At 74.4% G+C, this 26,289-nt stretch carries 24 protein-coding genes; 9 read left to right on the top strand and 15 right to left on the bottom strand.

The annotated features are described in order from the left end of the window. Positions 1-4: 4 nt before the first annotated feature. The 3 genes from PUR71_RS40250 to PUR71_RS40240 are packed head-to-tail and all read right to left on the bottom strand — an operon-like array spanning position 5 to position 2,873. Positions 5-796 carry an ABC transporter ATP-binding protein gene (locus tag PUR71_RS40250; RefSeq protein WP_329932261.1) on the bottom strand — a complete coding sequence of 264 codons (792 nt, stop codon included), beginning with the start codon at positions 794-796 and terminating at the stop codon, positions 5-7. Then, entirely contained in the window at positions 796-1,845 is a 1,050-nt protein-coding gene (locus tag PUR71_RS40245) for a FecCD family ABC transporter permease (protein ID WP_329932260.1), read from the bottom strand. Before PUR71_RS40245 ends, PUR71_RS40250 begins: the two co-directional genes overlap by 1 nt. After that, positions 1,842-2,873: a FecCD family ABC transporter permease gene (locus PUR71_RS40240; protein ID WP_329932259.1), complete on the bottom strand. Its 1,032-nt coding sequence runs from the start codon at positions 2,871-2,873 to the stop codon at positions 1,842-1,844. Before PUR71_RS40240 ends, PUR71_RS40245 begins: the two co-directional genes overlap by 4 nt. A gap of 99 nt (positions 2,874-2,972) precedes the next feature. On the opposite strand from PUR71_RS40240, the gene PUR71_RS40235 reads away from it, so the two are divergent. Continuing rightward, positions 2,973-3,599, top strand: coding sequence for an HAD family hydrolase (locus PUR71_RS40235; RefSeq protein ID WP_329932258.1), 627 nt, complete (start codon positions 2,973-2,975; stop codon positions 3,597-3,599). A 21-nt stretch (positions 3,600-3,620) separates the two neighbouring features. Here PUR71_RS40235 and PUR71_RS40230 read toward each other — a convergent pair whose 3' ends face one another. Next, complete coding sequence (locus tag PUR71_RS40230; RefSeq protein ID WP_329932257.1) at positions 3,621-3,857, bottom strand: hypothetical protein; 237 nt, start codon at positions 3,855-3,857, stop codon at positions 3,621-3,623. Positions 3,858-4,425: 568 nt separating this feature from the next. Here PUR71_RS40230 and PUR71_RS40225 point away from each other — a divergent pair. Beyond that, entirely contained in the window at positions 4,426-4,809 is a 384-nt protein-coding gene (locus PUR71_RS40225; protein ID WP_329932256.1) for a cold-shock protein, read from the top strand. 18 nt (positions 4,810-4,827) lie between these two features. On the opposite strand, the gene PUR71_RS40220 is transcribed toward PUR71_RS40225, so the two are convergent. From PUR71_RS40220 to PUR71_RS40205, 4 genes are all read right to left on the bottom strand, one after another. Further along, positions 4,828-5,679: a 1,4-dihydroxy-6-naphthoate synthase gene (locus PUR71_RS40220; protein WP_329932255.1), complete on the bottom strand. Its 852-nt coding sequence runs from the start codon at positions 5,677-5,679 to the stop codon at positions 4,828-4,830. Next, positions 5,672-6,433, bottom strand: coding sequence for a futalosine hydrolase (locus tag PUR71_RS40215; protein ID WP_329932254.1), 762 nt, complete (start codon positions 6,431-6,433; stop codon positions 5,672-5,674). The genes PUR71_RS40220 and PUR71_RS40215 overlap by 8 nt, the downstream gene beginning before the upstream one ends. Before the next feature lie 10 nt (positions 6,434-6,443). Continuing rightward, a complete protein-coding gene (locus PUR71_RS40210) occupies positions 6,444-6,974 on the bottom strand; it encodes a hypothetical protein (protein ID WP_329932253.1) in 531 nt (176 codons plus the stop codon). A gap of 72 nt (positions 6,975-7,046) precedes the next feature. After that, positions 7,047-8,639 carry an MFS transporter gene (locus tag PUR71_RS40205; protein WP_443077747.1) on the bottom strand — a complete coding sequence of 531 codons (1,593 nt, stop codon included), beginning with the start codon at positions 8,637-8,639 and terminating at the stop codon, positions 7,047-7,049. 296 nt (positions 8,640-8,935) lie between these two features. Here PUR71_RS40205 and PUR71_RS40200 point away from each other — a divergent pair, with 296 nt between their 5' ends. Together PUR71_RS40200 and PUR71_RS40195 are read left to right on the top strand one after the other, a co-directional pair. After that, on the top strand, positions 8,936-9,817 hold the full coding sequence (locus PUR71_RS40200) for a DUF3027 domain-containing protein (protein ID WP_329932252.1): 882 nt from the start codon (positions 8,936-8,938) through the stop codon (positions 9,815-9,817). 237 nt (positions 9,818-10,054) lie between these two features. Beyond that, complete coding sequence (locus PUR71_RS40195) at positions 10,055-13,357, top strand: sacsin N-terminal ATP-binding-like domain-containing protein (protein WP_329932251.1); 3,303 nt, start codon at positions 10,055-10,057, stop codon at positions 13,355-13,357. A gap of 54 nt (positions 13,358-13,411) precedes the next feature. On the opposite strand, the gene PUR71_RS40190 is transcribed toward PUR71_RS40195, so the two are convergent. From PUR71_RS40190 to PUR71_RS40180, 3 genes are all read right to left on the bottom strand, one after another. Then, positions 13,412-13,636, bottom strand: a complete 225-nt coding sequence (locus PUR71_RS40190; protein WP_329932250.1) for a hypothetical protein — start codon at positions 13,634-13,636, stop codon at positions 13,412-13,414. A 208-nt stretch (positions 13,637-13,844) separates the two neighbouring features. Further along, the gene (locus PUR71_RS40185) at positions 13,845-16,313 is read right to left on the bottom strand and encodes an HAD-IC family P-type ATPase (protein WP_329932249.1); all 2,469 of its coding nucleotides are present in this window, start codon (positions 16,311-16,313) and stop codon (positions 13,845-13,847) included. A 76-nt stretch (positions 16,314-16,389) separates the two neighbouring features. Beyond that, positions 16,390-16,692 (bottom strand): DUF2530 domain-containing protein, encoded by a 303-nt coding sequence (locus PUR71_RS40180; protein WP_329932248.1) that lies wholly within the window; start codon positions 16,690-16,692, stop codon positions 16,390-16,392. A 184-nt stretch (positions 16,693-16,876) separates the two neighbouring features. Between PUR71_RS40180 and PUR71_RS40175 the strand changes: the two genes are divergently transcribed. Next, complete coding sequence (locus PUR71_RS40175; protein WP_329932247.1) at positions 16,877-18,337, top strand: NCS2 family permease; 1,461 nt, start codon at positions 16,877-16,879, stop codon at positions 18,335-18,337. A 67-nt stretch (positions 18,338-18,404) separates the two neighbouring features. Here the strand turns inward: PUR71_RS40175 and PUR71_RS40170 are convergent, their stop codons facing one another. Then, positions 18,405-18,854 (bottom strand): VOC family protein, encoded by a 450-nt coding sequence (locus PUR71_RS40170; protein ID WP_329932246.1) that lies wholly within the window; start codon positions 18,852-18,854, stop codon positions 18,405-18,407. A gap of 133 nt (positions 18,855-18,987) precedes the next feature. Here PUR71_RS40170 and PUR71_RS40165 point away from each other — a divergent pair, with 133 nt between their 5' ends. Next, the gene (locus PUR71_RS40165; protein ID WP_329932245.1) at positions 18,988-19,911 is read left to right on the top strand and encodes a DUF4231 domain-containing protein; all 924 of its coding nucleotides are present in this window, start codon (positions 18,988-18,990) and stop codon (positions 19,909-19,911) included. 195 nt (positions 19,912-20,106) lie between these two features. Further along, complete coding sequence (locus tag PUR71_RS40160; protein ID WP_329932244.1) at positions 20,107-21,819, top strand: hydrogenase maturation protein; 1,713 nt, start codon at positions 20,107-20,109, stop codon at positions 21,817-21,819. A gap of 79 nt (positions 21,820-21,898) precedes the next feature. Here PUR71_RS40160 and PUR71_RS40155 read toward each other — a convergent pair whose 3' ends face one another. Further along, entirely contained in the window at positions 21,899-22,675 is a 777-nt protein-coding gene (locus PUR71_RS40155; RefSeq protein ID WP_329932243.1) for an MHYT domain-containing protein, read from the bottom strand. Positions 22,676-22,986: 311 nt separating this feature from the next. Beyond that, positions 22,987-23,391 carry a VOC family protein gene (locus tag PUR71_RS40150; protein WP_329932242.1) on the bottom strand — a complete coding sequence of 135 codons (405 nt, stop codon included), beginning with the start codon at positions 23,389-23,391 and terminating at the stop codon, positions 22,987-22,989. 206 nt (positions 23,392-23,597) lie between these two features. Here PUR71_RS40150 and PUR71_RS40145 point away from each other — a divergent pair, with 206 nt between their 5' ends. Both PUR71_RS40145 and PUR71_RS40140 read left to right on the top strand, forming a co-directional pair. After that, a complete protein-coding gene (locus tag PUR71_RS40145) occupies positions 23,598-24,032 on the top strand; it encodes a MarR family winged helix-turn-helix transcriptional regulator (protein WP_329932241.1) in 435 nt (144 codons plus the stop codon). Between the two features lie 122 nt (positions 24,033-24,154). Further along, entirely contained in the window at positions 24,155-25,672 is a 1,518-nt protein-coding gene (locus PUR71_RS40140) for an MFS transporter (RefSeq protein ID WP_443077745.1), read from the top strand. A gap of 62 nt (positions 25,673-25,734) precedes the next feature. Here PUR71_RS40140 and PUR71_RS40135 read toward each other — a convergent pair whose 3' ends face one another. After that, positions 25,735-26,253: a GNAT family N-acetyltransferase gene (locus PUR71_RS40135; protein WP_329932240.1), complete on the bottom strand. Its 519-nt coding sequence runs from the start codon at positions 26,251-26,253 to the stop codon at positions 25,735-25,737. Between the last annotated feature and the right edge of the window lie 36 nt (positions 26,254-26,289).

Raw genomic sequence — 26,289 nt, 5'->3', positions numbered from 1 at the left:
GTCGTCAGGCCGCCGTCCACGGGGCTCCGGGGACGACCAGGGGGGTGCCGGTGACCGGGTCGGGGACGACGACCGCGGCGAGGCCGAAGACCTCGTGGACCAGGTCGGCGGTCACCACCTCGGCCGGGGGCCCCTGGGCGACGATGCGGCCCCCGCGCATCGCGATCAGGTGGTCGGCGTAGCGGGCGGCCTGGTTGAGGTCGTGGAGGACGGCGACGACCGTGCGGGCGCGTTCGGCGTTGAGGCGGCGGACCAGGTCCAGGACCTCGACCTGGTGGGCGATGTCGAGGTAGGTGGTCGGCTCGTCGAGGAGCAGGACGTCGGTGCCCTGGGCGAGGGCCATCGCGATCCAGGCGCGCTGGCGCTGGCCGCCGGAGAGTTCGTCCACGCTGCGCTCGGCGAGGTCGGCCGTGGAGGTGCGGTCGAGGGCCTCGGCGACGGCGGCCTCGTCCTGCGGGGACCACTGCTGCCACCAGCTCTGGTGCGGCTGGCGGCCGCGGGCGACGAGGTCGGCGACCGAGATGCCCTCGGGGGCGGTCGGGGACTGCGGGAGCAGGCCGAGGCGCCGGGCGACGCGCTTGGTCGGGATGCGCGCCAGCTCCTCGCCGTCGAGCAGGACCGCGCCGCGGGTGGGCTTCAGGAGGCGGCCGAGGGCGCGCAGCAGCGTGGACTTGCCGCACGCGTTGGGGCCGACGATCACCGTGACCCGGCCCTCCGGCACCGTGACCTCCAGGCCCTCGACGACCGTGCGCGCCTCGTAGGCCAGGGTCAGGTCACGGGCTTCCAGTACGGCCATCAGGCACCTCCACGGCGGGAACGGATGAGCAGCCACATCAGGTAGGGCGCGCCGACCAAGCCGGTCACGACGCCCACCGGCAGCTCGGTCGGGGCGAGCAGGCGGCGGGCGATCAGGTCGGCCAGGACGACGACCAGGGCGCCGGTCAGCGCCGAGCAGAGCAGCGGGATCTGCGCGGAACGGGCGAGCCGCAAAGCGATCTGCGGGGCCATCAGGGCGACGAAGTCCACCGGGCCGGCCGCGCCCGCCGCGCACGAGGCGAGGACGATGCCGAGCAGCGCCATGCCGAGTCGGATCCGGTCCAGCCGCAGGCCGAGGCCGACGGCGGTGGCGTCGTCGAAGGAGATCGAGCGCTGCGCCCGCGCCGCCCACAGGGCGACGGGCACGGCGGCGAGCAGCACCCGGGCGAGTCGGCCGGCCTGGTCGTAGCCGGAGCCGTTGAGGCTGCCCGTCATCCACACCTCGGCGGCCTGCGCCTGGAAGCCGTCGCCCTTGGTGAGGAAGACGGAGGTCAGCGAGGACAGCGCGACGCTGATCCCGATGCCGACGAGGACGAAGCGCTGCGCGTGCAGCCCACGCCGCCAGGCGAGGGCGTGGACGAGCAGCCCGGCGACCAGCCCGCCGAGGACGGCCGCGTACGGGGCCTGGCCGGTGGAGCCGACGACGCCGTACGCCGTGAGGCCGACGACGGTCGCGGTGGCGCCCCACGTGACGCCGACGACGTCGGGGCTGGCGAGCGGGTTGCGGGCGACGGTCTGGACGAGCGCCCCGGCCAAGCCGAGCGCGATGCCGACCAGCAGGCCGACCACGATGCGGGGCAGCCGGAACTCGCCGACCACCAGCTCGTTCGGGTTCGGTCTCCCGAGCACGACCTCGACGACGTCGGCCGGCGACACGGTGGACTCGCCGAGACAGAGCGAGGCGATCGCCGTGCCGGCCAGCGCGGCCAGCAGCCCGAGCGCGACGAAGGCCGAGCGCCGGTGCAGCAGGAACGACGCCCGCCCGGCCCGCACGACGGTGTAGCCCCGTGGGGACACGGAGCCCGTCACGCCGCCACCACCCTCCGCCGCCGTACCAGCGCGACCAGCACCGGGACGCCCACCAGCGCCGTCATCACCCCGGCCGGCACCTCCGACGGCGGGAACAGCACCCGCCCGAGGGTGTCCGCGAGGAGCAGCAGCGCCGGGCCGAGGACGGCGGAGAACGCGAGCACCCACCGGTTGTCCGCCCCCGCGACGGCCCGCGCCGCGTGCGGGACGGCCAGGCCCACGAACGCGACCGGGCCCGCCGCCGCGACCGCGGAGCCGGTCAGCACGGTGGCCCCGAGGGCGCCCACCGCCCGGACGAGGCCGGTCTTCGCGCCGAGCCCCTTCGCGGTGTCGTCGCCGAGCGCGAGCGCGTCCAGTCCGCGCGCCACCGCGACCACGAGCACCGCCCCGACCAGCAGGAACGGCAGCAGCTGCCAGGCCACGTCGGAGGTCCGCCCGGACAGCGAGCCGACGTGCCAGAACCGGAACCGGTCCATCGTCGCCGCGTCCGTCGTGAGCACCAGCGTGTTCAGCGACGCGATGAACGCGGACATCGCCGCACCGGCCAGCGCCAGCTTGATCGGCGTCGCGCCGCCGCGCCCGCGCCCGGCCAGGCCGTACACGAGCACGGTGGCGATCACCGCGCCCGCGAAGCCGAACCAGACGTACCCGGTCAGCGTCGAGATCCCGAAGCCGGAGATCGCGACGACCACGCCGGCCGCCGCGCCCTGGGAGACGCCGAGGATGCCCGGGTCGGCGATCGGGTTGCGGGTGAGGCCCTGCATGACGGCCCCGGCGAGGCCGAGCGCCGCGCCGACGGCGACGCCGACGACCGTGCGCGGCACCCGCAGCTCGCGGACGACGACGGCGTCGGCGGTGTCGCCGCCGTGCAGCAGGGCGTCGAGCGTCTCGGAGAAGGGGATCGTGCGGCTGCCGACCGACAGGCTCAGCAGCACCGCGCCGACCAGGACGGCCAGCGCGGCGGCGAGCCACGGTATCCGGCGGCGGGAGGTCCGGCGCCGGCCGGGCGGCGGGGAGGTGTCGGTCATGAGCCCCCTTCCGAAGACAACTCGGGTAAACCTGAGCTCCGTCGCGGAGCCCGGGCTGATCGCCTCCTTCCCGCACCGGCCGTTGGATAGCCTGGCGCCATGCCCGCGACTTCCGCCACCCCGCTCACCGTCGGCTTCGACCTCGACATGACGCTGCTGGACACCCGGCCGGGGATCCGCGCCACGTACCTGGCGCTGTCGGCCGAGACCGGCACCCCCATCGACGCCGACCTCGCCGTCACCCGGCTCGGCCCGCCGCTGGTGCACGAGATCCGCAACTGGTTCCCCGAGGACGAGGTCGAGCGCGCCGCCGCCCGCTACCGCGAGCTCTACCGGGACCACGCCTTCGCCCCGACCGTCGCCCTGCCCGGCGCGCACGCGGCCGTCGAGGCCGTCCGCGCGCACGGCGGCCGGGTCGCCGTGATCACCGGCAAGTACGAGCCGAACGCCCGCCTCCACCTGGAGCACGCCGGGCTGCACGCGGACGCGCTGGTCGGCGACCTCTGGGCGGAGACCAAGGGCGACGCGCTGCGCGAGCACGGCGCGACGGTCTACGTCGGCGACCACCTCGGGGACATCGTCGGGGCGCGCCGCGCGGACGCCGTCGCGGTGGGCGTGGCCACCGGGCCGTACGGCGTGGACGAGCTGCGGGCGGCCGGCGCGGACGTGGTGCTCGCCGACCTCACCGGGTTCCCGGCCTGGCTCGCCGGGCACCTGGGCGCGTAGGCCCCGCCGGTTCGGGCGGCGTCACGCCCGTGGGGCCGCGCGGCGCTTCTGGGCGCGGGCGTTCACGAACAGCCCGACCAGCGCGAGCAGGAAGCCCGCCGGCATCAGCATGCTCAGCCAGTACGCGGCCGTCGGCAGCGGCGTGAGGTGCAGGAACAGCGGGACGAAGGTGACCAGGGTGGCGAGCGCGCCCACGCCGAAGACGATCGCTCCGGCCCGGACGTAGGCGTCGCCGCGGTCGGCGCTCTGGCTGCTCACTTCTGCTCGCTCCTCGGGAGGTGCTCGGGGGTGCTCGGGGGTGCCTTCGGGTGCGCCCCGGGTGTCCGGCGGCGTTCCGGGCGCGGGGGGACGCGCCGGGGCACTCCAGTCTGGCAGAGCCGGCCGGGGTGCTCCCGGCCCGCCTCCCGCCGCACCGCTTCGGAGGCGAGCGCTTCGGTCACGTTGCGCAGTTTCCCGGGAGCTGGGAGTTTCGATCCCTGCTGAGCGGGGGTATGCACGGGTTGCCCAGGGGCGCGAGTGGCGCGCCCCGACTCTCCCGGAGCCGGAGGTGTGAGCCGCATGGACAGCGCTGAGCCGCGCCCAGGGCGCACCAGTACCGGCTCTCCCGTGATCGCGAGAGCCCCGCGGGCCCGGGTGCCCCAGCGCCGGACCGCGGAACGTCCGCGGAACGCGGATGAGGCAGTGACGGACCGTTAGTCTGCTCCTGGCAGTGTGCTGACCAATGAGCGCCCACGGGCGCCGAGCCCAGGTCGGCCCGCGCTTTCCACCACCCAGTGATCCCCGGCCAGGGCCGGGATCCCTCACACCCATTCGAGGACTGTTCGAGATGCCCACCGGTCAGGTCAAGTGGTTCAACGAGACGAAGGGCTTCGGCTTCCTGTCGCGCGACGACGGCGGCGACGTCTTCGTCCACACCAAGGCGCTGCCCACCGGTGTCACGAGTCTGAAGCCGGGCCAGCGGGTCGAGTTCGGCGTGGTCGCGGGCCACCGCGGCGACCAGGCGATGGCCGTCCAGCTGCTGGAGGCGCTGCCCTCGGTGGCCGCCGCCCAGCGCCGCAGCGCCGACGACATGGCGCCCATCGTCCAGGACCTGATCACCACGCTGGACGCGGTGCTCCCGGGCCTCCAGCACGGCCGTTACCCGGCGAAGCCGACCGGCCAGAAGCTGGCCGCCCTGCTGCGCGCGGTGGCCGACCAGTTCGACCTCTGAGCAGGCCCCCGAGGGGCGTCAGAACGCGAGCGCACCCGGGTCGAGCGGGGGCACCAGCCCCTCCGCGGCGGCCCGGGTGAGCAGCGCGCGGACGGCCGCGTAGCCCTCCTCGCCGAGGTCCGCGGTGAACTCGTTCACGTACAGCCCGATGTGCTGGTCGGCGACGGCCGGGTCCATCTCCTGGGCGTGCGCGAGCACGTACTCCCGGCTGGCCGCCGGGTCCGCCCAGGCCTGCCGGACGGACGCGCGGATCGCGTCGGTGAGCGTGCGAAGCCGCTCGGCGCCCAGCGAGCGCTTGGCGACGATCGCGCCGAGCGGGATCGGCAGGCCGGTCTCCCGCTCCCAGGCCTCGCCCATGTCGGCGAGGCTGTGCAGCCCGTACCGCTGGTAGGTGAACCGCGCCTCGTGGATCACGAGGCCGGCGTCCACCCGGCCGTCCCGGACGGCGGGCATGATCTCGTGGAACGGCAGGACGACGATCTCGCCGAAGCCCCCCGGCACGGCCTTCGCGGCCCAGAGCCGGAACAGCAGGTAGGCGGTGGACCGCTCGGACGGCACCGCCACGGTCTTCCCGGTGAGGTCCCCGGGGGCCGACACGCCCGGCCGGGTGAGCACCAGCGGCCCGCAGCCGCGGCCGAGCGCGCCGCCGCAGGGCAGCAGCGTGTACTCGTCGAGGACCCACGGCAGGGCGCCGTAGCTGATCTTCAGGACGTCCAGTTCGCCGCGCTCGGCCAGCCCGTTCGTGATGTCGATGTCCGCGAACGTCACCTCGGGGGCGTCCGCGCCGGCCACCAGGCCGTGCGCCCAGGCGTGGAAGACGAAGGTGTCGTTCGGGCAGGGCGAGTACGCGATGCTGAGCCGTTCAGCCACGGCCGGCCTCCTCGGCGAGGGTCTCGATGAGTGCGGGGACGGGCAGCGCGGCGAAGGCCCGCTCCAGGGCGGCCAGGGCGTCGCCGATGCGCCAGGCGGAACGGTCGCGCGGGCCCACCGGGTTGGAGACCGTCCGAAGCTCGAAGGCCGGCACGCCGAACCGGGCGGCGGCCTCGGCCACGCCGAAGCCCTCCATCGCCTCGGCCGCGGCGCCCGGGTGGCGGGCGGTCAGGGCGGCGGCCCGCCCGGCGCTGCCGGTGACGGTGGAGACGGTCAGGACGGGCCCGGTGACGGCCCCCAGGGCCCGCGCGGCGAGCGCGACGGCGGCGGGGGGAGGCGTGTGCCGGACGGTGCCGAAGCCGAGCTCGGTGACGTCGGCGAAGCCCTCGGGGGTCTCGGCGCCGAGGTCGGCGGCGACGATCGCGTCGGCCACCACGGTCGCGCCCACCGGGGCGTGCGGGGCGAACCCGCCCGCGATGCCGGCCGACGCGACCAGCCCGTAACGGGCCGCGCAGAGCGCCGAAGCGGCACCGGCCGCAGCGGCGGCCGGACCGACCCCGCCCGCCAGGACGTCCACGGCCCCGGCGCGGTGCAGTTCCCCGCCTGGCAGCGGCAGCCGCAGTGCGTGCTCCCCGCCCGGCAGGCCGCGCAGGACCGCCTCGGCCTCGACGGGCACCGCGACGACGACGAGCAGCCGGGCCCGCCCGGGGCCCGACCGCTCGTTCCGCCCGTCGGCGACGGCGTGCGCGGTCATCGCAGGACCGTCAGTTGTCCTGGGTGTTCAGCTGGAAGTACCAGACGGCGGTCGGGTTGTCCGAGTTCTTGTCGCCCTCGACCACGGTCACCAGCGTCTTGCCCGAGGCGTTCAGCAGCGTGCTCGCCGACTGCGAGCCCGAGTAGGTCGCGTTCTTGGCGTAGGAGAACAGGCTGAAGCGCCCGCCCTGGGCCTGCGAACCGCCGTTGGTGAAGGCCCACCAGCCCCGGTCGGCCACGTTCGGCGACACGCCGACGCCGACCTTGTCGCTGACGACGACGTCCGAGGTCGGGAGGGTGCCGTCCTTGAGGGCCTGGGTGGCCGTCTCCTGGCACTTCTGCTGGTCGTCCTCGGTCAGCGGGTTGCCGTCGTTCCAGCACAGCGGGTCCGCGGCGATCGAGGAGTCGCCCACGGTCAGGGTGGCGCGGTGGCTGTTGTGCGCGGTCTGGCCGGACGCGTAGGCGATGGACCCGCCGACCGTGCCGGCGCCGATCACGACGACGGCGCCGAGGGCGGCGATGACACGGGTATCGAGGCTCATGGGTCAGAATCTACCGGGCTTCGCCGATCACGCTACGCGGGGGTCGGCAACCGCGTGTTGCCGCCTCCCCGGTCAGGCGACCCGGGGCGCCGTCGGGTGCCGGCGCAGGCCCACCCGGAACAGCGAACGGATCGTCCACAGCAGCACCAGGCCGACCACCGCGGCGGCCACCGAGAGCCCCAGCTCGCCGTTGAGCGGCAGCAGGATGCCGACCGCGCCGCCGGCCACCCAGGACAGCTGCATCAGCGTCTCCGAACGGGCGAACGCCGAGGTCCGGACCGCCTCCGGGACGTCCCGCTGGATCAGCGCGTCCAGCGCCAGCTTGCCGAGCGAGGCAGCCAGACCGGCCGTCCCGGCGATCATGATCACCGTCACGGCGCCGTACCAGAGGGCCGAGGCCGCCGTCGCGCAGGTCGCGAGCAGCAGCATCGCGGTGACCGTCGCCTCCGGGCCGCGCGTGCGCAGCCACGACCCCAGGACGGAACCGAGCGCGTTGCCCGTGCCCGCCGCCAGGGCGACCAGCCCCAGCGCCAGCGTCGGCTGCAGGCCGCCGATCGGCTCTTCGCGCAGCAGGAACGCCAGGAACATCACCAGGAAGCCGACCAGCCACTTCATCGCCGCCATCGCCCGCAGCGCCAGCACCACCGACGGGCCGACCGTGCGCAGCGAGGTCTTGACCGGCGGCTTGTGGTGGATCAGGTGCGAGCCCTCGGTGTGCACCTCGGCGTGCAGCACGGCCCGCTGCTCGCCCTTCGCCGAGTCGACCGTGTGCGGCAGGTGGAAGGCCATCAGGGTGCCGATCACGAACACCAGGAACGCCCCGCGCAGCGGCCAGCCGGGCCCGATCAGGTGCAGCAGCCCGCCCACCGCGGCGGCCACGCCGGTGGCCAGCAGGCCGGCCAGGGTGACCCGGGAGTTCGCCTTCACCAGGGACAGCCGGTGCGGCAGCAGCCGGGGCACCACGACGCTGCGCACCACGCCGTACGCCTTGGACGCCACCAGCACGCCGAGCGCCTCCGGGTACAGCGCGATGCCGCCGCCCGCGATCACCCCGGCCATCGTCCAGGCGAGGACGGCGCGCGCCAGCATCGACATCGCCATGGCGGCGCGGCGGCCGTGCGGCAGGCGGTCCAGCAGCGGGCCGATCACGGGGGCCAGCACGGCGAACGGGGCCATCGTGATCAGCAGGTAGAGCGCCACCCGGCCGCGGGCCTCGCCGGTCGGGACGGAGAAGAAGATCGTCGAGGCCAGGGCGATGGTGATCAGCATGTCGCCGAAGGAGTTCAGCGCGTGCAGCTCGATCAGCTTCGCGAGGCCCGACTCGCCCGCGCCCTCGGCCGATGTGGCCCGGCGGATCCGGCGGCCGGTGCCGTGCACGACCTTGCCGGTGCGGACACCGGCGGCGGAGGCGGTGCGGAGGAGGAAGTTGCGGTGGGGGCCGGGGAACTCCTCGTCGGGGTTCTCTTCCGGATGTCCCGTGACCGGGGCGCCGTCCTGCTTCGTGAGGTCGACCCGCACGGGTGCGGACGTCCCGGAGCCGTCCGCCGGCTGCGGTTCGCCCGCAGGGTGGACCGGGGGCTGCTGTCGCGGCACCGCGTTCGCCTCGTCCGGGCCGCCGGCCTGCGAGGCGCGCAGTGCGTGCTGCGACGGGTTCTCGTCCGCCACAAGGCCATCCTGCCCCAGATTCGCTGATGCGACGCGGGATCCCGCGTCGCTCGGCGCGGCCCCCGGCGGTCCGTCGGAGCCCCGGACTGTGCCGGGGCGCCGACCGACGGGTAGCCTGCCCAGGGTCCGCCCGCCCAAGCTCCACGGCGCCGGCAGGCCCGGACGAGCGGCGCGGTCGGTACCCGCGGCGGCCCCTGGTCGCGCAGAATGGATGAGGTACACCGAGCCGCGACGAACAGGCAACACGCCGTGGGCGACAGATGAACTGGGAGAGAATCGACGCCGTGAGTGCTGCGATGCGAAGCCGTACCCCCGATCGGCTGTGTGCCGAGGCCGTCGAACTCGCCCGCCAGGCCGCCGAGGAGGCGGTCGGAGCGGAGACCGTGGGGACGCACCTCGGAGTCCAGGCGGACGCCGAACGTGTCGTGACCCACAGCTTCGAGTGCCTCGACGCGGCCTACCGCGGCTGGCACTGGGCGGTCACGGTCGCCCGCGCCCCGCGCGCCAAGAACGTCACCCTGGACGAGGTCGTCCTGCTGCCCGGCCCCGACGCCGTCCTCGCCCCCCAATGGGTGCCGTGGAGCCAGCGCCTGCGCCCCGGCGACATGGGCCCCGGCGACCTGCTGCCCACCGACGCCGACGACCTGCGCCTGGAGCCCGGCTGGACCGGCGAGGACGAACCCGCGCCGAACTCCGCGGTGGCCCAGGCCGCCGAGGAGGACGTCGTGCTCAGCGACAACGGCGTCCAGCCCGCCCCGGCCCGCGCGCAGATCAACGCCGTCGCCGCGGAACTCGGCATGGGCCGCAGCCGCGTGCTCTCGCGGCTCGGCCTGCACCTGGCCGCCGACCGCTGGGAGAAGGCCCACGGCCCGCAGACGCCGATGGCGCAGGCCGCGCCCGCGTCGTGCAACAGCTGCGGCTTCCTGATCCCGATCGGCGGCTCGCTCGGGCAGGCCTTCGGCGTGTGCGGCAACGAGTTCGGACCGGCCGACGGGCAGATCGTCTCCTTCGCGTACGGCTGCGGCGGGCACTCCGAGGCGGCCGTGATCCCGGCTCCGCCGGCGCCGTCCGAGCTGATCCTGGACGAGTTGGTGGTCGAGCCGCTGCAGCTCCACCCGGACCGCTCCTCCGGCTCCGTCGAGCCGGACGCCCCGGCCGAGGAGCTCGGCCACTCCTGACGCGTTCGGCCCCGGCCCGTCCCGCCACACCGGTGGGGCGGGCCAGGGTGTTTTCGGGGCGGGTTCCGGGGCCGGCGATCGGGGCGTCCGCGGGGTTGGGCGGGAGGTCGGGACCGGCGGCGCCCGGCCGAGTCCCGCGTCCGTCGGCGGGGGCGGCGCGGGCCGTGGTCGGGAGCAGTCGGTGGGGCAGGGAAGAATGCCCTACGACGTACAGGGCGGCGGAAGGCGGCAGGTCCAGTGGAACCTCGGATCATCGGCAGCGGCACGGACGAGCACCTCGCGGACCCCTTCGGGAGCGCTGTGCTGCGCCGGCGCGTGCTGGAGGCCTGGGCCGCCTCGCCGGCCCGGTTCCGGGAGGACGCCAACGCCGAGGAGGAGCTCGCCCTCGGCGGCTACCGCGACCGGCTGGTCGTCGAGTTGGCGCAGAACGCGGCCGACGCCGCCGTCCGCGCCGGGCGCGGGCCCGGCCGGCTGCGGCTGACCCTCGCCGACGGCGTCCTCGCCGCCGCCAACACCGGTGCCCCGCTCGACGCCGCCGCCGTCGAGTCGCTGTCCACCCTGCGCGCCTCCTCCAAGCGCGGCGAGGCGCCCAGCGTCGGCCGGTTCGGCGTCGGCTTCGCCGCCGTCCTCGCCGTCACCGACGAGCCCGCCGTGCTCGGCGCCGCTGGCGGGGTGCGCTGGTCGCTCGGCGAGGCCCGCGCGCTCGCCGAGGCGCAGCCCTCGCTGGCCGACGAGCTGCGCCGCCGCGACGGCCACGTGCCGCTGCTGCGGCTGCCGTTCGCGGCCGAGGGCCCGGCGCCCGAGGGCTACGACACGGTGGTCGTGCTGCCGCTGCGCGACGCCGCCGCCGAGGACCTGACGCGCCGCCTGCTGCTCGCCGTCGACGACGCGCTGCTGCTCACCCTCCCCGGCCTCGCCGAGATCGTCGTGGAGTCCCCGGACGGCACCCGCACGCTCACCCGCACGGCCTCCGAGCAGCGCCCCGACGGCGTCACCGAGGTGATCGTCACGGACGACGAGGGCGGCCGCCCCCGGCAGACGCTGTGGCAGACCGTCGGCGCCTCCGGCCGCCTCGACCCCGAACTGCTCGTCGACCGGCCCACCGAGGAGCGCGCCCGCCCGTACTGGACGGTCACCTGGGCCGTCCCGGTGGCCGAGGACGGCACGCCGCAGCTGCCCGGCGTCCTGCCCGTCCTGCACGCGCCGACGCCGAGCGACGAGCCGGTCGGCCTGCCCGCGCTGCTGATCGCCTCGTACCCGCTGGACTCCACCCGCCGGCACGTCGCCCCGGGCCCGCTCGCCGCGTTCCTGACCGAGCGCGCCGCCGACAGCTACGCCGACCTCCTGCGCGCCCGCGGCGGCGACCTCGGCTCGCTCGGCCTGGTGCCCGGCCCGCTCGGCGACGGCGCGCTGGACAACGAACTGCGCGCGGCGATCCTCCAGCGGCTGCCCGGCACGCCGTTCCTGCCGCACCCGGCGCCGGTCGAGGAGGGCACGCCCGCGCTGCGGCCCCGGGACGCGACGCTGCTGGAGGGCGCGGACGGCTCGGTGGTCGAGGCGCTGGCGCCGATCTTCCCCGGGTTGCTGCCGGCCGGCCTGGAGCGCCGCAGCGAGCTGCGCGTGCTGAACGTGCGCCGGGTGCCGCTGGCCGACGTGGTCGACCAGCTCGGCGGCCTGGACCGCGAGCCGGCCTGGTGGCGCAACCTGTACGCGGCGCTCGGCGCGGCCGACCCGGAGGCGCTCGGTGCGCTGCCCGTCCCGCTCGCCGACGGCCGGACGGTCACCGGGCCGCGGCGCGTCCTGCTGCCCTCCGACGCCGCCGACTGGGCGGCCTTCCCCGGCTATCCCGAGTCGTTGGCCGGGGCGCTCGCCGCGCTCGACCTGCGGCTCGCCCACCCGGAGGCGTCGCACCCGCTGCTGGCCAAGCTGGGCGCGGGCACCGCGACGCCGGCCGGCGTGCTCGACACGCCCGAGGTGCGGGCCGCTGTCGCCCGCTCCTTCGAGGTGGCCGAGGACGACCTCGACGCCGCCCTCGAACTGGCCGACGCCGTCCTCGCGCTGGTCCGGGCCGCCGCCCCGGCCGTCGGCGAGCACCCGTGGCTGGCCCGGCTGGCGCTGCTCGACGACGAGGGCGAGCCCGCTCGGGCCGGCGAACTCGTGCTGCCCGGCAGCCCGTTCGCGGCGCTCGCGCGCGAGGAGGACGCCGGCTGGGTGGACGACGACCTGCTGGAGCGCTGGGGCCCCGAGGTGCTCGGCGCGGTCGGCGTGCTGGCCGACTTCGTCCTCGTCCGGGCCGAGGACGTCGTGCTCGACCCGGACGACCTGGAGCGCCTCGACCCGACCGCCCCCGCCGACCGCGCGGCCGGCGGCCACCCCACCGGCCTGCTCGACGAGGCGCCGGACGGCCTCGCCGACTGGGCCGAGGACGCGCTCGACGCCCTGCACGCCGACGACGGCGACACCGTGGGCGTGCCCCCGGTGGCCGCCGAGCTGCTGGCCGTCCGCGACCTCGACCTGATCGACGACGACGCCTGGCCCGAGGCACTCGCCGCGCTCGCCCGCCCGCCGTACCGGGACGCCGTCGTCAACCCCGTCCGCACCCTGCTGCCGGACGGCTCCTACGCCGACCTGCCGCCGTACACCGCGTGGTGGCTGCGTGACCACCCCGTGCTGGACGGCCGCGAGCCCGCCGGCCTGCGCGCCGCCGGGGCGGACCCTCTGCTGCGCGGCCTGTACGACGAGGCCCGCACCACGCTGGACGAGCAGTTCCTGCACGCCCTGGGCGTGCGGACGACGCTCGCCGCGCTGCTCGCCGAGCCGCACGGGCCGGACGAGGTCCTGGACCGGCTCACCGACCCGGAGGCCGAGGTGGGCCACCGCCAGCTGCACGGCATCCACAGCGCGCTGGCGCGGGTCGACGCCGAGCGGATCGAAGCCCTGGACGTCGTACGGGCGTTGCCGCCGCTGGACCCGGAGACCGGCCGCCGTCCGGCGCACACGGTGGTCGTCGACGCGACCGAGGCGGTCGTCGCGGACGCCCCCGACCTCGTCCAGCTGCTGCACTCCCACCCGCTGCTGCCGGTCGCCCCGGCGCTCGCCGCGGACCTCGCCGAGCGCCTGCACGTGTCGCTGGCCAGCGAGGTGGCGGGCGGGCGCGTGCTCTCCGAGGGCGTGCTGCACCGGGTGCCGGCCGTGGTGCGGGAACTGCTGCCCGGCTGCCCGGTGGTGTACGAGGAGCACGAGGAGCTGCTCGTCGTCGGCCCGGACGGCCACGAGGCCGCGGTGGACTGGCGCCTCGACCGCGAGGCGGACGCGCCCGAGCCGCCGTACGATCCGGACGCGGCCGAAGCCGCCGACGAGGACGACGAGTTCGAGGTGCCGCCGGTGCCGGGCCTGCTGCACGCGGCCACCCCCGAGGGGCTGGCGGCCGGACTGGCCTGGTCGGTCGGGCAGTGGCACCGGCGGTTCGAGGTGCTGGCCGCGCTCAGCGAGCCGGACCGGGCCTACGAGCTCTCCGCGGCACGGGACTTCGAGGGCTGAGCAGGGCTGAGCGAGGCTGAGCAGGGCTGAGCCGGCTGGGTGCGTCGCCCGGGGTCAGCGGGTCCGTCCGCCGGGGCGGGCCCGCAGCCGCAGGTAGAGGGTGACGGTGACGGTCAGCCAGATCACACCGAGCGTCAGCATCCCGGCGGCCCGCAGTGACGGCTCGGACCTCGGCAGCGCGTGCAGGACCGTCAACGCCACGGCCGGCGGCGTGACCGCCAGCAGCCCGCCCAGGAAGGCGATGAACGCCTCCAACTCCCCACCCCTGCGCGCCAACACGGCACCCCCTCTCGAGGGCATCATCGCGTGTCGGGGCCGTGGTCTGCCAGTGGGGCGCGCTGGAGAGGGGGTAGGGGGCGGTGGGGCGGAGGCGGGGGCGCATCGCGTGTCGGGGCCGTGCTCTGCCAGTGGGGCGCGCCGGCGAGGGGTGGGCACGTGGGGCGAAGAGCGGAGGCAGGGGCCTGTCGGGCCGGGTGCGGCCGTCGCGTCACTCGTAGCCGCGGCGCTTCATGAAGCGCCAGGTGAGCTCCAGGACCACGCAGCAGATCACCGCGATGCCGACGCCCGTCCACGGGTCGCGGATGCCCACCAGGCGGAGCTGGAAGAAGTCGGACAGCCACGGCACCAGCAGGACCAGCGAGAACGCGCCGCCCATCGTGCCGATCAGCAGCAGGCGCCACCAGTTGTACGGGCGGGCGACGATGGCGAGCACCCAGATGGCGATCAGGAACAGCGTCAGCGTGGCCACGCTGGTGTCGGCCTTGAGGTCCGTCGCGTGGTTCGCCCTGGCCAGCGCATAGGACACGAACGTCCCGGTGCCCGCGATGACGCCGGCCGGGATCGCCAGCCGCAGCACGCGTTTGACGAAGCCGGTGCGGGCGCGCTCGTTGTTGGGGGCGAGCGCGAGGAAGAAGGCCGGCACGCCGATGGTGAGCGTGGACAGCACGGTCGAGTGCCGCGGCAGGAACGGGTACGGCGAGTGGGTGAAGATCACCAGCAGGGCCAGGAGGACCGAGTAGACGGTCTTGACCAGGAACAGACCGGCGACGCGCTCGATGTTGCCGATCACCCGGCGGCCCTCGGCCACCACCGAGGGGAGCGTCGCGAAGGAGTCGTTCAGCAGCACGATCTGGGCGACCGCCTTGGTCGCGTCGCTGCCGGTGCCCATCGCCACGCCGATGTCCGCGTCCTTGAGCGCGAGCACGTCGTTGACGCCGTCGCCCGTCATCGCCACGGTGTGCCCGCGCGACTGCAGCGCGCCGACCAGCTCGCGCTTCTGCTGCGGGGTGACGCGGCCGAACACGCTCGTCCGCTCGGCGGCGTCCGCGAGGGGCCCCGGCTCGGTCGGCAGCGTGCGGGCGTCCAGCGGGTGGTCCGCGCCCGGAAGGCCGAGGTGGGCGGCGACCGCGCCGACCGAGACCGCCGCGTCGCCGGAGATCACCTTCGCCCGGACCTCCTGGCCCTCGAAGTACCGCAGCGTGGCCGCCGCGTCGTCGCGCAGCCGCTGTTGCAGCACCACCAGGGCGAGCGGTGTGAGGCCCTCGGCGGGGTCGGGGGAGTCCAGCGGCACCGGATTGCGGCCGATCAGCAGCACCCGCAGGCCCTTGGCGCCCAGCTCGTCCACCTCGGCGAGCGCCGGGTGGCCGGCGGGCAGCAGGACGTCGGGGGCGCCGAGCAGCCAGGTGGCCTCGCCGCCCTGCGGCTCCAGCAACTGCACGCCGCTCCACTTGCGGGCGGAGGAGAACGGCATGGCCTCGATCACGCGCCAGCCGTTCGCGCCGGCGGCGCTTCCCGTTCCGGCCCGGGAGCCGTCCCCGTAGGCCGCGATGACGGCCTGCATGGACGGGTTCGGCCGGGCGTCGGCCCCGGCCATCACGCCGAGCGCGTGCTCGATCGTCCGTGGCCCGACCGCGCCGGGCACGCCGTCGCAGATCACGCGCAGGTCGATGACGTCCATGCCGCCCTCGGTGAGCGTGCCGGTCTTGTCCAGGCACACCGTGTCGACCCGGGCCAGCCCCTCGATCGCCGGTAGCTCCTGCACCAGGCACTGCTTGCGCCCGAGCCGGATCACGCCGATCGCGAAGGCGACCGAGGTGAGCAGCACCAGCCCCTCCGGGACCATCGGCACGATGCCGGCCACCATGCGGCGCACCGCCTCGCGCCAGTCCCGGCCCTCGACGGCCAGCTGGCTGATGACCAGGCCGATCGCGGTCGGGATCAGCAGGTAGGTGATGAACCGCAGGATGCTGTCGATGCCGGTGCGCAGCTCCGACTTCACCAGGGTGAACCGGCTGGCCTCCTCGGCCAGTTGCGCGGCGTAGGCCTCGCGCCCGACCTTCGTCGCGGTGAACGCGCCCGCGCCGGCCACCACGAAGCTGCCGGACATCACCTGGTCGCCGGGCTGCTTGAGGACGGGGTCGGGCTCGCCGGTGAGCAGCGACTCGTCGATCTCCAGGCCGTCCGCCTCGGTGACCTCGCCGTCGACGATCACCTTGTCGCCGATGCCGAGTAGCACGGTGTCGTCGAGCACGATCTCGCCGACGCCGATCTGCTGGACGGTGCCGTCCCGGCGCACCTGCGGGCGGGCCTCGCCGATCAGGGCCAGGCTGTCCAGGGTCTTCTTGGCGCGCAGCTCCTGGATGATGCCGATCGCCGTGTTGGCGACGATGACCAGGCCGAACAACCCGTCCTGGATCGGGCCGACGACCAGGATGATCCCGAACATCACGCCGATGATCGCGTTGAACCGGGTGAAGACGTTGGCCCGGACGATCTCCTTCGCGGAGCGGCTGGAGCGCACCGGGACGTCGTTGACCTGTCCGCGCGCGACCCGCTCGGCCACCTCCGCGCCGCTCAGCCCGCCGCGCCGGCCGGGCAACAGGCCGAGGGGGTGCGAACCGTCGCGGCGGTCGCCGTCGCCGGGCTGCTCTTCCGCGGGGTGGGCAGGCTGCGTCATGGCACCGACTCTACGGGCGCCTCATGTCCGATGCGTGCTACTAAAGGCCTATTCGGTCCGACCGGGTGGCCGGGGTCTACGGGGCCCCGTCCGGGCCCGCCCCTTCGGCGTCGGCGGCGGCGTCGGCCGAGGCGTCGGCGGCGCGGCTGCGGGCGATCGCGTCCCGACGGGCGCGGCAGTACCAGAGGCCGATCAGGCCGAGCAGTCCGCCGGACAGGCAGACCCAGGGCCAGGTGCCGTGGCCGTGGTCGGAGAGCGTGCCCTGGAAGGGGAGCAGCACCAGGAAGGCGACGAACCACAGCACCGTGCCGCCGCCGACGATCGCGACGTCGTTGGCCTCCAGCGGCGGAGGGGAGGGGTGCAGCGGGGTCTTGGGCATGGGGCCTAGAGTACGGGGCGTGGGCCCGCGGGGGATCATCCGGCGTCCACTCGGGGCGACTCGGCGCTCTACGCGCGAAGATAGCGCGGGTGCGATCCGGAAACCATACTTTTAGTTCTGCGCCCGGCCACCGTCGACCAGGGCGTCCGCCCCCTCTCCTCCGCCCCCCACAGAGGACGCACGCATGCCTGTGGTCCAGCCGACCACCGAGTCGCCCGAGCCCGCCGACGCCGCGCCCGAACCGCCCTCCGGCGCCCTCGACCGCTTCTTCCGGATCAGCGAGCGCGGATCCACCCTGCCGCGCGAGATCCGCGGCGGCGTGGCCACCTTCTTCACCATGGCCTACATCCTGGTGCTCAACCCGATCATCCTGGCCAGCGCCACGGACCTGAACGGGACCCACCTGGACAGCGCCCAGCTGGTCACCGCGACCGCCCTCACCGCGGGCCTCACCACCCTGCTGATGGGCGTCATCGGCAACGTGCCGATCGGCCTGGCCGCCGGCCTCGGCGTCAACACGATCGTGGCGCTCCAGCTCGCACCCAGGATGACCTGGCCGGACGCGATGGGCATGGTCGTCCTGGCCGGCTTCGCGATCATGCTGCTGGTCGCCACCGGGCTGCGCGAGCGGGTCATGAACGCCGTGCCGCTCGGCCTGCGCAAGGCCATCGCGATCGGGATCGGCCTGTTCATCAGCCTCGTCGGGCTGGTCGACTCCGGCTTCGTCAGCCGTGTCCCGGACGCCGCCCACACCACCGTGCCGCTCCAGCTCGGCGGCAACGGGCACCTGCTCGGCTGGCCGGTCCTGGTCTTCGTCGTCGGCCTGCTGCTGACCCTCGTCCTGGTGATCCGCAAGGTGCCCGGCGCGATCCTCATCAGCATCGCGGTCAGCACCGCCCTCGCCGTGGTGATCGACAAGTTCGCCGACATCCCGGCCCTCAAGTGGGGCCTCACCGTCCCCGCGTGGCCCGGCAACCCGGTCGCCGCCCCGGACTTCGGGCTGGTCGGCAAGGTCAGCCTGTTCGGCGGCTTCGAGAAGGTCGGCGTGCTGACCGGCGTGCTGTTCGTCTTCACGGTCCTCATGTCGTGCTTCTTCGACGCGATGGGCACCATCCTCGGCGTCGCCGACGAGGCCCACCTGCTCGACGAGAAGGGCGACCTGCCGGGCATCAACCGGATCCTCATGGTCGACGGCATCGCCACGGCGGCCGGCGGCGCCACCTCCGCGTCCGCGAACACCTGCTTCGTCGAGTCCACGGCCGGCGTCGGCGAGGGCGCCAGGACCGGCTTCGCCTCGATCGTCACGGGCCTGCTCTTCGTGGTGGCGCTCTTCCTCACCCCGCTCGCCACCATGGTCCCCGCCCAGGCCGCCACCCCGGCCCTGGTCACCGTCGGCTTCCTGATCCTGGCCAACTCGATCAAGGAGATCGACTGGGCCGACTACACCCTCTCGATCCCGGCGTTCCTGACGATCGTGATGATGCCGTTCACGTACTCGATCACCAACGGCTTGGGCATCGGGTTCATCACCTTCTGCGTCCTCCGCGTTGCCGCCGGTCGGGGACGTGAGGTGCCGGTCGCGATGTACGCGGTGGCCGGAGTCTTCACCTTCTACTACCTGCTGCCGGCCCTCGGGCTGCTCTGACGGCGCACGGCACCCGCGGCCCTGGCCTCCCCCGTGGCGGGCGGGGCCGCGGCGTTTTTCGGCCGCGCTACTGGACGCAGAACTCGTTGCCCTCGGGGTCGGCCATCACCGTCCACTCGCCGCCGTTCTCCTTCACCTGGCGCAGGACGGTGGCGCCGAGGGAGCACAGGCGGGCGACGGTGGCCTCGCGGGCCTCGGGGCCGGGGTGGAGGTCGAGGTGGAGGCGGTTCTTCGCCTCCTTGGGCTCGGGCACGGCCTGGAAGAGGATGCGACGGCCCAGGCCGGTGCCGGTCGCCGGGTCGAACGGGTCGTCCGGGTGGCGGACGGCGAGAAGGGCGCGGAAGGCGGCGCGGCCCTCGAACTCGGTCACGGCCTCCGGGGGGAGGGCGCCGGCCGCGAGGAGGCGGGTGACCAGGGCGCTGTTGTCCTCGACGGCGTAGTCGAGGGCGGCGGCCCAGAAGGCGGCCTGGCGCAGCGGATCGGCGCAGTCGATGACGAGCTTCCAGTGCAGGGGCATGCAACGGGTTCTACCGGCTACCGGTCCGGAGGGGCAATCGGACGCGGGAGAAAGGTGTCAAAAAGGTGACTGTGTAGCGGAGTTGGCCAGGGGCATACTGCCTGGACGGGGCGACGGGGAGGGGACGCGACCGATGGTGCAAGAGGATCCGCCCGGGGGAGACGAGGCCAAGCTGCTGCCGGACCTCTTCTGGACGGCGGACAGGGCCTCGCTGGACGGACAGCGCGAGACGCTCCGGTGGTACCGCGGGCTGATCGTGATGCTGGTGATCGCCGCCGTGATCGGCTCGTTCCCGGGGCCGGACAAGGCGGGCGACGGCGACATCGCGCCACTCTTCTCGGTGGTGGCCTTCCTGATCGCCGGCTACTTCTGGTCCCGGCTGCGCCGCAGCAACCCGCAGGGCCGCTGGTACGAGGCCAGGGCGGCGGCCGAGTCGGTGAAGACGCTCGCCTGGAAGTACTCGGTGCGCGCGCGCCCGTTCGACGGCGAGGCGGACTCGCCCGACGTGGACCGCGGCTACCTGCTGCAGCTCGAAGACGTGATGCGGGCCTTCGAGGACCAGGAGATCGTGCCGCCCGGCACCGTCCCCGAGATCACCCCCGAGATGCGGCTGGCCAGGGCCGGCTCGCTCACCGCCCGCCGGACGCTCTACCTCCGCACCCGGGTCGAGAGCCAGCGCACCTGGTACCGCTCCCGGGCCGAGGCGTGCGAGTCGCAGGCGGTGTCGTGGGGGCTCGGCATCGCGGCGCTGATCATCATCGGCGCGGCGGCGGCCATCGCGCAGGCGACCGGCGCGCTGCAGGTGCACGTCTTCGGCGCCAGCTCGGCCGCCGCGGCGTCGATCATCGCCTGGACGCAGCTCAAGCAGCTCCGCCCGCTGGCCGCCGCCTACCAGCTGGCCGCCCGCGAGCTGGAGAACGTCGGCAACCAGCTCTCCGACCTCGACCTCCGGGCGCCCGACGCGGAGGTCCGCTGGGCCCGCCTGGCCGCCGAGGCCGAGGACGCGGTCTCCCGCGAGCACACCACCTGGCGGGCCCGCCGGGCCTTCCCCCGATAACCCCGTTCCGGGGAACGGGGGAAGTCAACTCCGGGGAGGGGCTGGGGAGATCCCGCGAAGCGTGTGCCGTGCGGGGGCACAGGTGTGCAGGGTGCGTGAGGGTCGGGCGGGGGCGGGCCGACCGTAATCATTACGTGTCCATGTCCTGGTTTCATCGCCTCCGCGCGCGACCCCCAGTCCCCGTCGGAGGCCCCCTTGCGCATTCTCCTGATCGCCAGTGCGTTCAACAGCCTGACCCAGCGCGTCCACGCCGAACTGCGCGGGCGCGGCCACCAGGTCGCCGTCCAGCTCGCCCTCGGGGACGAGCAGGTGCGGACCGCGGTGGACCGCATCGACCCCGAGCTGATCGTCTGCCCGATGCTCACCCGGGCCGTCCCGGAGGACGTCTGGAGCGCCCGGACCGTCCTCATCGTGCACCCGGGCCCCAAGGGCGACCGGGGCCCGTCCTCGCTGGACTGGGCGATCACCGAGGGTGCCGAGCGCTGGGGCGTCACCGTCCTGCAGGCCGTCGGGGAGATGGACGCGGGCGACATCTGGGCGTCGGTCGACTTCGACGTCCCGGCCTGCGGCAAGAGCGAGCTGTACCGCAACGAGGTGGCCGACGCCGCCGTCGAGGCCGTCCTGCTGGCCGTCCAGCGCTTCGAGGGCGGGCTGTTCACCCCCGAGCCGCTCGACTACGACCGGCCCGACGTCCGCGGCCGGCTGCGCCCGTTCCTGCGGCAGGACGCGCGCCGGATCGACTGGTCCGCCGACGACACCGCCACCGTGCTCCGCAAGCTCCGCGCCGCCGACTCCCAGCCCGGCGTGCTCGACGAGCTGTACGGCCGCGAGTTCTTCCTGCACGGCGGCCACGCCGAGGACCAGCTGCGCGGCCCGGTGCCGGGCGCGGTGCTGGCGACCCGCGACGGCGCGATCTGCCGGGCCACCGTGGACGGCGCCGTGTGGATCCCGCAGCTGCGCCCGCGCCGCACCCCGGGCGGACCCGCCACCTTCAAGCTGCCCGCCGCGACCGTGCTCGCCGACGAGCTCCACCGCGTCCGCGAGGTGCCGGTGACCCCGGCCGAGGCGGCCCGCCGGGACACCTGGTCGGAGCTGCGCTACCACGAGGACGGCGACGTCGGCTTCCTCGAGTTCTCCCACACCGGCGGGGCGATGAGCACCGAGCAGTGCCGCCGCCTGCTCGCCGCCTACCGCGCGGCCGCCGACCGGCCCACCTCGGTGCTGGTGCTCGGCGCTGCCCGGGACTTCTACTCCAACGGCATCCACCTCAACGTCATCGAGGGCGCGTCCTTCCCGGCGCTGGAGTCGTGGGAGAACATCAACGCGATGGACGACCTGGTCGAGGCGATCCTCACCACGACCGACAAGCTGACCGTCTCCGCCCTCGCCGGGAACGCCGCCGCGGGCGGGCTGATGCTGGCGCTCGCCGCCGACGAGGTCTGGTGCCGCGAGTCGGCGGTGCTCAACCCGCACTACCGGCTGATGGGCCTGTACGGCTCCGAGTACTGGACGTACACCCTGCCGCGCCGGGTCGGCGACGAGTGGGCGCGGCGGCTGACCACCGAGGCGCTGCCGGTCGGGGCCGAACAGGCCCGCGGAATCGGCCTGGTGGACCGCACGGAGGGTGGGGACGCGGCCGGCTTCCGCCGCTGGGTGGCCCGGGAGGCGGCCCGCCTCGCCGCCTCGCCGGAGCTCACCGCGCGGCTGGTCGACAAGAAACGCCGGCTGGCCGCGGACGAGGACGAGCGCCCGCTCGCCGACCACCGCGCGGAGGAACTGCGGCACATGCACGCCAACTTCTACCGCGCGGGCGAGCCGTACCACGGGCTGCGGCGGGACTTCGTCCGCAAGGCGTGCCCGGTGGCCACGCCGGAGCACCTGACCGGGCTGCTCGGCCGGCCCGAGTAGCGGGACGCGCGGACGGAGGCCGGGCCCGGTGACTGCGGGCCCGGCCTCCGCCGTGCGTGCGCTGAGTGTCGGCGAGCACTCAGCGCCGGCGTGCGGCCAGTGGTGCGGCGTGGCCGACGACGACCGGTTGGGTGACGCTCTTGCTCGGCGACACCGCGAAGGCGAGCGCGCCGAAGAACACGTAGCAGCCGAGGCCGACCCCGAGCGGGAAGATGAACTCCAGCGCCATCACGCCGCCCTGGGTGTTCTGCGAGAAGTCGAGGTCGACGGAGAGCGCCGACATGCCCGTGTAGTGCATCGCGCACACGGCGACGCCCATCACCGGCGCCGCCGCCAGGACGGCCAGCGTGCCGCGGATGTTCAGCGCGGCCCACAGCGCGGCCGTCGCCGCGAAGACGGCGATGCCGACGGACAGCCCGACCGTCGTCCGGTCGTAGTGCACGTGTCCGGGCAGGACCATCGCGGCCATGCCGAGGTAGTGCATCGCCGCGACCCCGAGGCCCGTGGTCAGGCCGCCGGCGAGCAGCGACAGCACCGGGCGCCTGCTGTACCCGACGGTGAACAGGCCGACGCCCACGACGGCGATCGCGACCACCAGGCTGAGCACCGTCAGTCCGGGCCGGTAGGTGATGTCGACGCCGCTGACGGAGAAGCCGAGCATCGCGATGAAGTGCATGGACCAGATTCCGGCGCCGAGCGAAGTGGCCGCGAAGAGCAACCAGTTGGCCCGGGTGCGGCCCTGTGAGACGAGCGCCCAGCGGGCGCTGCGCAGGGCGACGAAGGCGCCGAGGCAGGCGACGAAGTACGAGACCGCCGGTGTTATCCAGCCGTGGTCGGCATGGTGGATCTCACCCAATGACAGCTCCCTGGACGGATGAGGGGGAAGAGGGCGCCAGGGCTCGGGCGGACGCGGGACGGCCGGGAGGAACGGTACGGCCGGTGGAACGCGTGCGGAGGCGTGCGGAGGGGGCACGGACGGGGGTCCGCCGAGGGGAGACCTGGCGTGTGGTGCCCCTGACAACGGGCACAGTAGCCACTGCCCGGTATCGGCACAATGTTCGGGGTTTTCGTGAAGTCCCAGGTCAGCGTGGATCTTTACGGGGTCTGCATGATCTTGGCACCAATCCCTGACACCCTCTGCGCAGGTCCGTCGGGGCCGTTCGTGGCTTACTCCAGGGGAGCTAGTCCGAACGGGTGGCCGGCTGGGTCGATCAGCACCTTGAGCGTCCGGCCGTGCTGGTACGTCGGCTCGGTGGCCCCGAGTTCCAGGGCGCGCCCGATGGCCTCGTCGAGGTCGTCGACGTAGAAGTCGAGGTGGAAGTGCTTGCCGCCGTCCGGCTCCGTCCAGGGCTCCGGCCGGTAGCCGGTGACCCGCCCGAAGGCCAGCGGGCTGCCGCCCTCGGGGTTGTCGAGGATGGCGAAGTGCTCGTCCGCGTGGCGGGTCTCCCAGCCGAGCAGTTCGCCGTAGAACCCGGCCAGCGCGACCGGATCGGCGCAGTCGATGGTGACCAGGGCGAGCCGGGCGAAGCCGGTGGCGTTCGGGGCGGCCTGGTCGGCGGCGAGGTCGGACATGTCTGGTCGGCCCTTCTGGGAGTCGAGACCTATGTCCAATATGGCACCGGGGCGATCTTCCGGCGCGGCGGTGGCCGTCGGGTGGCCGTGGGATGGCCGTCGGGTGGCCGCCGGTGGCCGCCGGTGGCCGTCGGTGGCCGGAGGGGAGGGTGGGGAGCGCGGGAACCGATTTTCGTTAGCGAGAGTAATGACGTAAGCTAAAGACCATGCCCGAGATGTCCGAGCAGGACCTCGTAGCGGTCAACCAGCTGCGATCGTCCACGATGCGCCTCTCCCGCCGGCTCAAGCACCAGCGGGTCGAGGAGTCGCTGAGCCCTACCGAGATGGGGGTGCTGGGCACCCTCGCCCGGTGCGGGAAGGCCACGCCGGGTGAGCTCGCCCGGAAGGAGCACGTGCAGCCGCCTTCGATGACCAGGATCGTCGCGATGCTGGAGGAGAAGGGGCTCGTGCGGCGCGAGCCGCACCCCGAGGACCGCCGCCAGGTGGTCGTCAGCAGCACCGAGCAGGCCGAGGCGATCCTGGCGGAGAGCCGCCGGCGTCGCAACGCCTGGCTCGCCGAGCTCGCCGAGGGGCTCGACGAGGAGGAATGGGCCGTCCTCCGGGAGGCCGCGCCCGTGCTCTACAAGCTCGCACACCTCTAGGCACACCCAGTCCGGCCGGCCGGCCGGGGAAGAAGGAGCACCGCATCACCGCAGGACCGACCACGAACACCAGGAGCGCGACGGCCGTTGTACGGGCCGTCGCGCCGCGAGGGGAGAACACCGTGACACCGCCGGCCGCAGCCGCCGCCGCCATCCGTACCGACGAGCCGACCACCGACCCCGCCGCGGCCAGCGCCGCGACCGCCGACAGCCAGGCACCCGCCCCCACGGGGCTGCCGGGCAACGGCGACGACGACCCCGACGAACGCACCGCGGCGGACTCCGCCGCTCCCGGCCGAAGCCACTCGGCCACGTCCCCCACAGGCGCCGACTTCACCCGGCCCCGGGGGATGTTCTCCTCACTGCGCGTTCGCAATTACCGCTACTACTTCGCCGGCCAGGTGGTCTCCAACACCGGTACCTGGATGCAGCGGATCGCCCAGGACTGGCTGGTGCTCAGCCTCACCGGCAGCCCGCTCGCCGTCGGCATCACCACCGCGATGCAGTTCCTGCCGATGCTGCTGCTCGGCCTGTTCGGCGGCGTGCTCGCCGACCGGATGCCCAAGCGCCGGCTGCTGATCTACACCCAGGGCGCCATGGGCCTGCTCGCCGCGGGCCTCGCCGTCATGACGATCGGCGGCGTCGTGACGCCGTACCACGTGTACGCCTTCGCCCTGCTGCTCGGCCTGGTCACCGTGGTGGACAACCCGACCCGGCAGGCCTTCGTGTCCGAGATGGTCGGCCCGAAGGACCTCGCCAACGCGGTCAGCCTGAACGCCGCCAACTTCCAGACCGCGCGCCTGGTCGGCCCCGCCGTCGCGGGCCTGCTGATCGCCGCGGTCGGCAGCGGCTGGGCGTTCGCCGTCAACGCGCTGTCCTTCGCCGCCGTGATCGGCGGACTGCTCGCGATGCGGGAGAGCGAGCTGCGCCCCACCGAGCCGATCGCCCGCGAGAAGGGGCAGCTGCGCGAGGGGCTGCGGTACGTGAAGGAGCGGCCCGAGCTGCTCTGGCCGATGGTGCTCGCCGGGTTCATCGGCACCTTCGGCTTCAACTTCCCGACGCTGCTGTCCGGCTTCGCGCACGACACCTTCAAGGTGGGCGCCGGGCAGTACGGCCTGCTGAACACCGCGATGGCGGTCGGTTCGCTGGCCGGCGCGCTGCTCGCGGCCCGCCGGGGCGCGCCGCGCCTGCGCGGACTGGTCGCGGCGGCGCTGGGCTTCGGCGCGCTGGAGGTCGTGGCCGCGTTCGCGCCGGACTACTGGACCTTCGCGGCGCTGCTGACGCTGATCGGGGTGTTCGGGCTGAGCTTCAACACCTCGGTCAACTCGATGCTGCAGCTGGCCACCGACCCCGAGATGCGGGGTCGGGTGATGGGCCTGCTGGTGCTGGTCTTCACCGGCGGCACGCCGATCGGCGCGCCGATCGTGGGCTGGGTCACCGCCTCGTACGGTCCCCGGCTCGGGCTGCTGGCCTGCGGGCTGGTGTCCGCGCTGGCGGCCGGCGCGGTGGGCCTGGTGCTCGCCCGCAGCGCGGACCTGAAGGTGCGCTTCGACCTGCACCCGGGCCGCGGCGGCCGGGTGGTGGCCGTCGTGCCGCGGACCCGGACCACGTCCAAGTCCCAGCTGGCGGCCGCCTGCTGATGGATCGTCAGGCCTCGGGTGCGGCAACGCCCCCGAGGCCTGTGGGGTACCCGGGGTGCCCCCTAGAGCCGGATCTCCAGGACCTGGCCGACCCACACGCCGTTCGGCTGCTCGACCTCGAAGGACTCGGTCTCGGTGAAGCCGAGGGCCCGGTACCGGCCGACCAGCTTGCGGTCGTCGCCGCCGTAGCAGTCCACCCGGAGCAGGCCGATGCCGCGTCGGCGGGCCTCGTCGAGCGCGTCGGCGATCAGCGCGGCGCCGATGCCCGAGCCCTTGCGGGTGCGGTCGGTCACCAGGTTGCGGACGTACAGCTCGCGCTCGTCCACGGCGGGGATGTGCTGCCCGCGCTCCTCGGACAGGACGCACGCGCCGACGGTGCGGCCCTCGTCGTCCACGGCGAGGCGCATCAGGAAGGGCTCGCGGCCGTACTTCTCGACGTGCGCCACCCGGGCCGGGACGGTGGAGAAGGGCCGGTCGCCCCACTGGCCGGTGCGGCCCTGACCGGCCAGCCAGGCCACGGCGCCGTCGAGCAGGGCGAGCAGGTCGGGCACGTCTTCGGGGCCCCCGTTGCGGATCTTCATGCAGAGAGTTCTAGTGCAGACGACGGCTCCGCGGAA

This window comes from Streptomyces sp. SP17BM10 (assembly GCF_036322405.1).
GTDB lineage: Bacteria > Actinomycetota > Actinomycetes > Streptomycetales > Streptomycetaceae > Kitasatospora.
Note: the sequence above shows the minus strand (reverse complement) of the source record. Positions and strands in the feature narration are given on the sequence as shown.

Coding starts and splice junctions, on each gene's coding strand:
- PUR71_RS40150 (WP_329932242.1), bottom strand. CDS start 23,391: ATGTCCGACCTCGCCGCCGACCAGGCCGCCCCGAACGCCACCGGCTTC.
- PUR71_RS40200 (WP_329932252.1), top strand. CDS start 8,936: ATGCGAAGCCGTACCCCCGATCGGCTGTGTGCCGAGGCCGTCGAACTC.
- PUR71_RS40210 (WP_329932253.1), bottom strand. CDS start 6,974: ATGAGCCTCGATACCCGTGTCATCGCCGCCCTCGGCGCCGTCGTCGTG.
- PUR71_RS40240 (WP_329932259.1), bottom strand. CDS start 2,873: ATGACCGACACCTCCCCGCCGCCCGGCCGGCGCCGGACCTCCCGCCGC.
- PUR71_RS40180 (WP_329932248.1), bottom strand. CDS start 16,692: ATGCCCAAGACCCCGCTGCACCCCTCCCCTCCGCCGCTGGAGGCCAAC.
- PUR71_RS40175 (WP_329932247.1), top strand. CDS start 16,877: ATGCCTGTGGTCCAGCCGACCACCGAGTCGCCCGAGCCCGCCGACGCC.
- PUR71_RS40145 (WP_329932241.1), top strand. CDS start 23,598: ATGCCCGAGATGTCCGAGCAGGACCTCGTAGCGGTCAACCAGCTGCGA.
- PUR71_RS40170 (WP_329932246.1), bottom strand. CDS start 18,854: ATGCCCCTGCACTGGAAGCTCGTCATCGACTGCGCCGATCCGCTGCGC.
- PUR71_RS40225 (WP_329932256.1), top strand. CDS start 4,426: ATGCCCACCGGTCAGGTCAAGTGGTTCAACGAGACGAAGGGCTTCGGC.
- PUR71_RS40235 (WP_329932258.1), top strand. CDS start 2,973: ATGCCCGCGACTTCCGCCACCCCGCTCACCGTCGGCTTCGACCTCGAC.
- PUR71_RS40165 (WP_329932245.1), top strand. CDS start 18,988: ATGGTGCAAGAGGATCCGCCCGGGGGAGACGAGGCCAAGCTGCTGCCG.
- PUR71_RS40185 (WP_329932249.1), bottom strand. CDS start 16,313: ATGACGCAGCCTGCCCACCCCGCGGAAGAGCAGCCCGGCGACGGCGAC.
- PUR71_RS40250 (WP_329932261.1), bottom strand. CDS start 796: ATGGCCGTACTGGAAGCCCGTGACCTGACCCTGGCCTACGAGGCGCGC.
- PUR71_RS40135 (WP_329932240.1), bottom strand. CDS start 26,253: ATGAAGATCCGCAACGGGGGCCCCGAAGACGTGCCCGACCTGCTCGCC.
- PUR71_RS40215 (WP_329932254.1), bottom strand. CDS start 6,433: ATGACCGCGCACGCCGTCGCCGACGGGCGGAACGAGCGGTCGGGCCCC.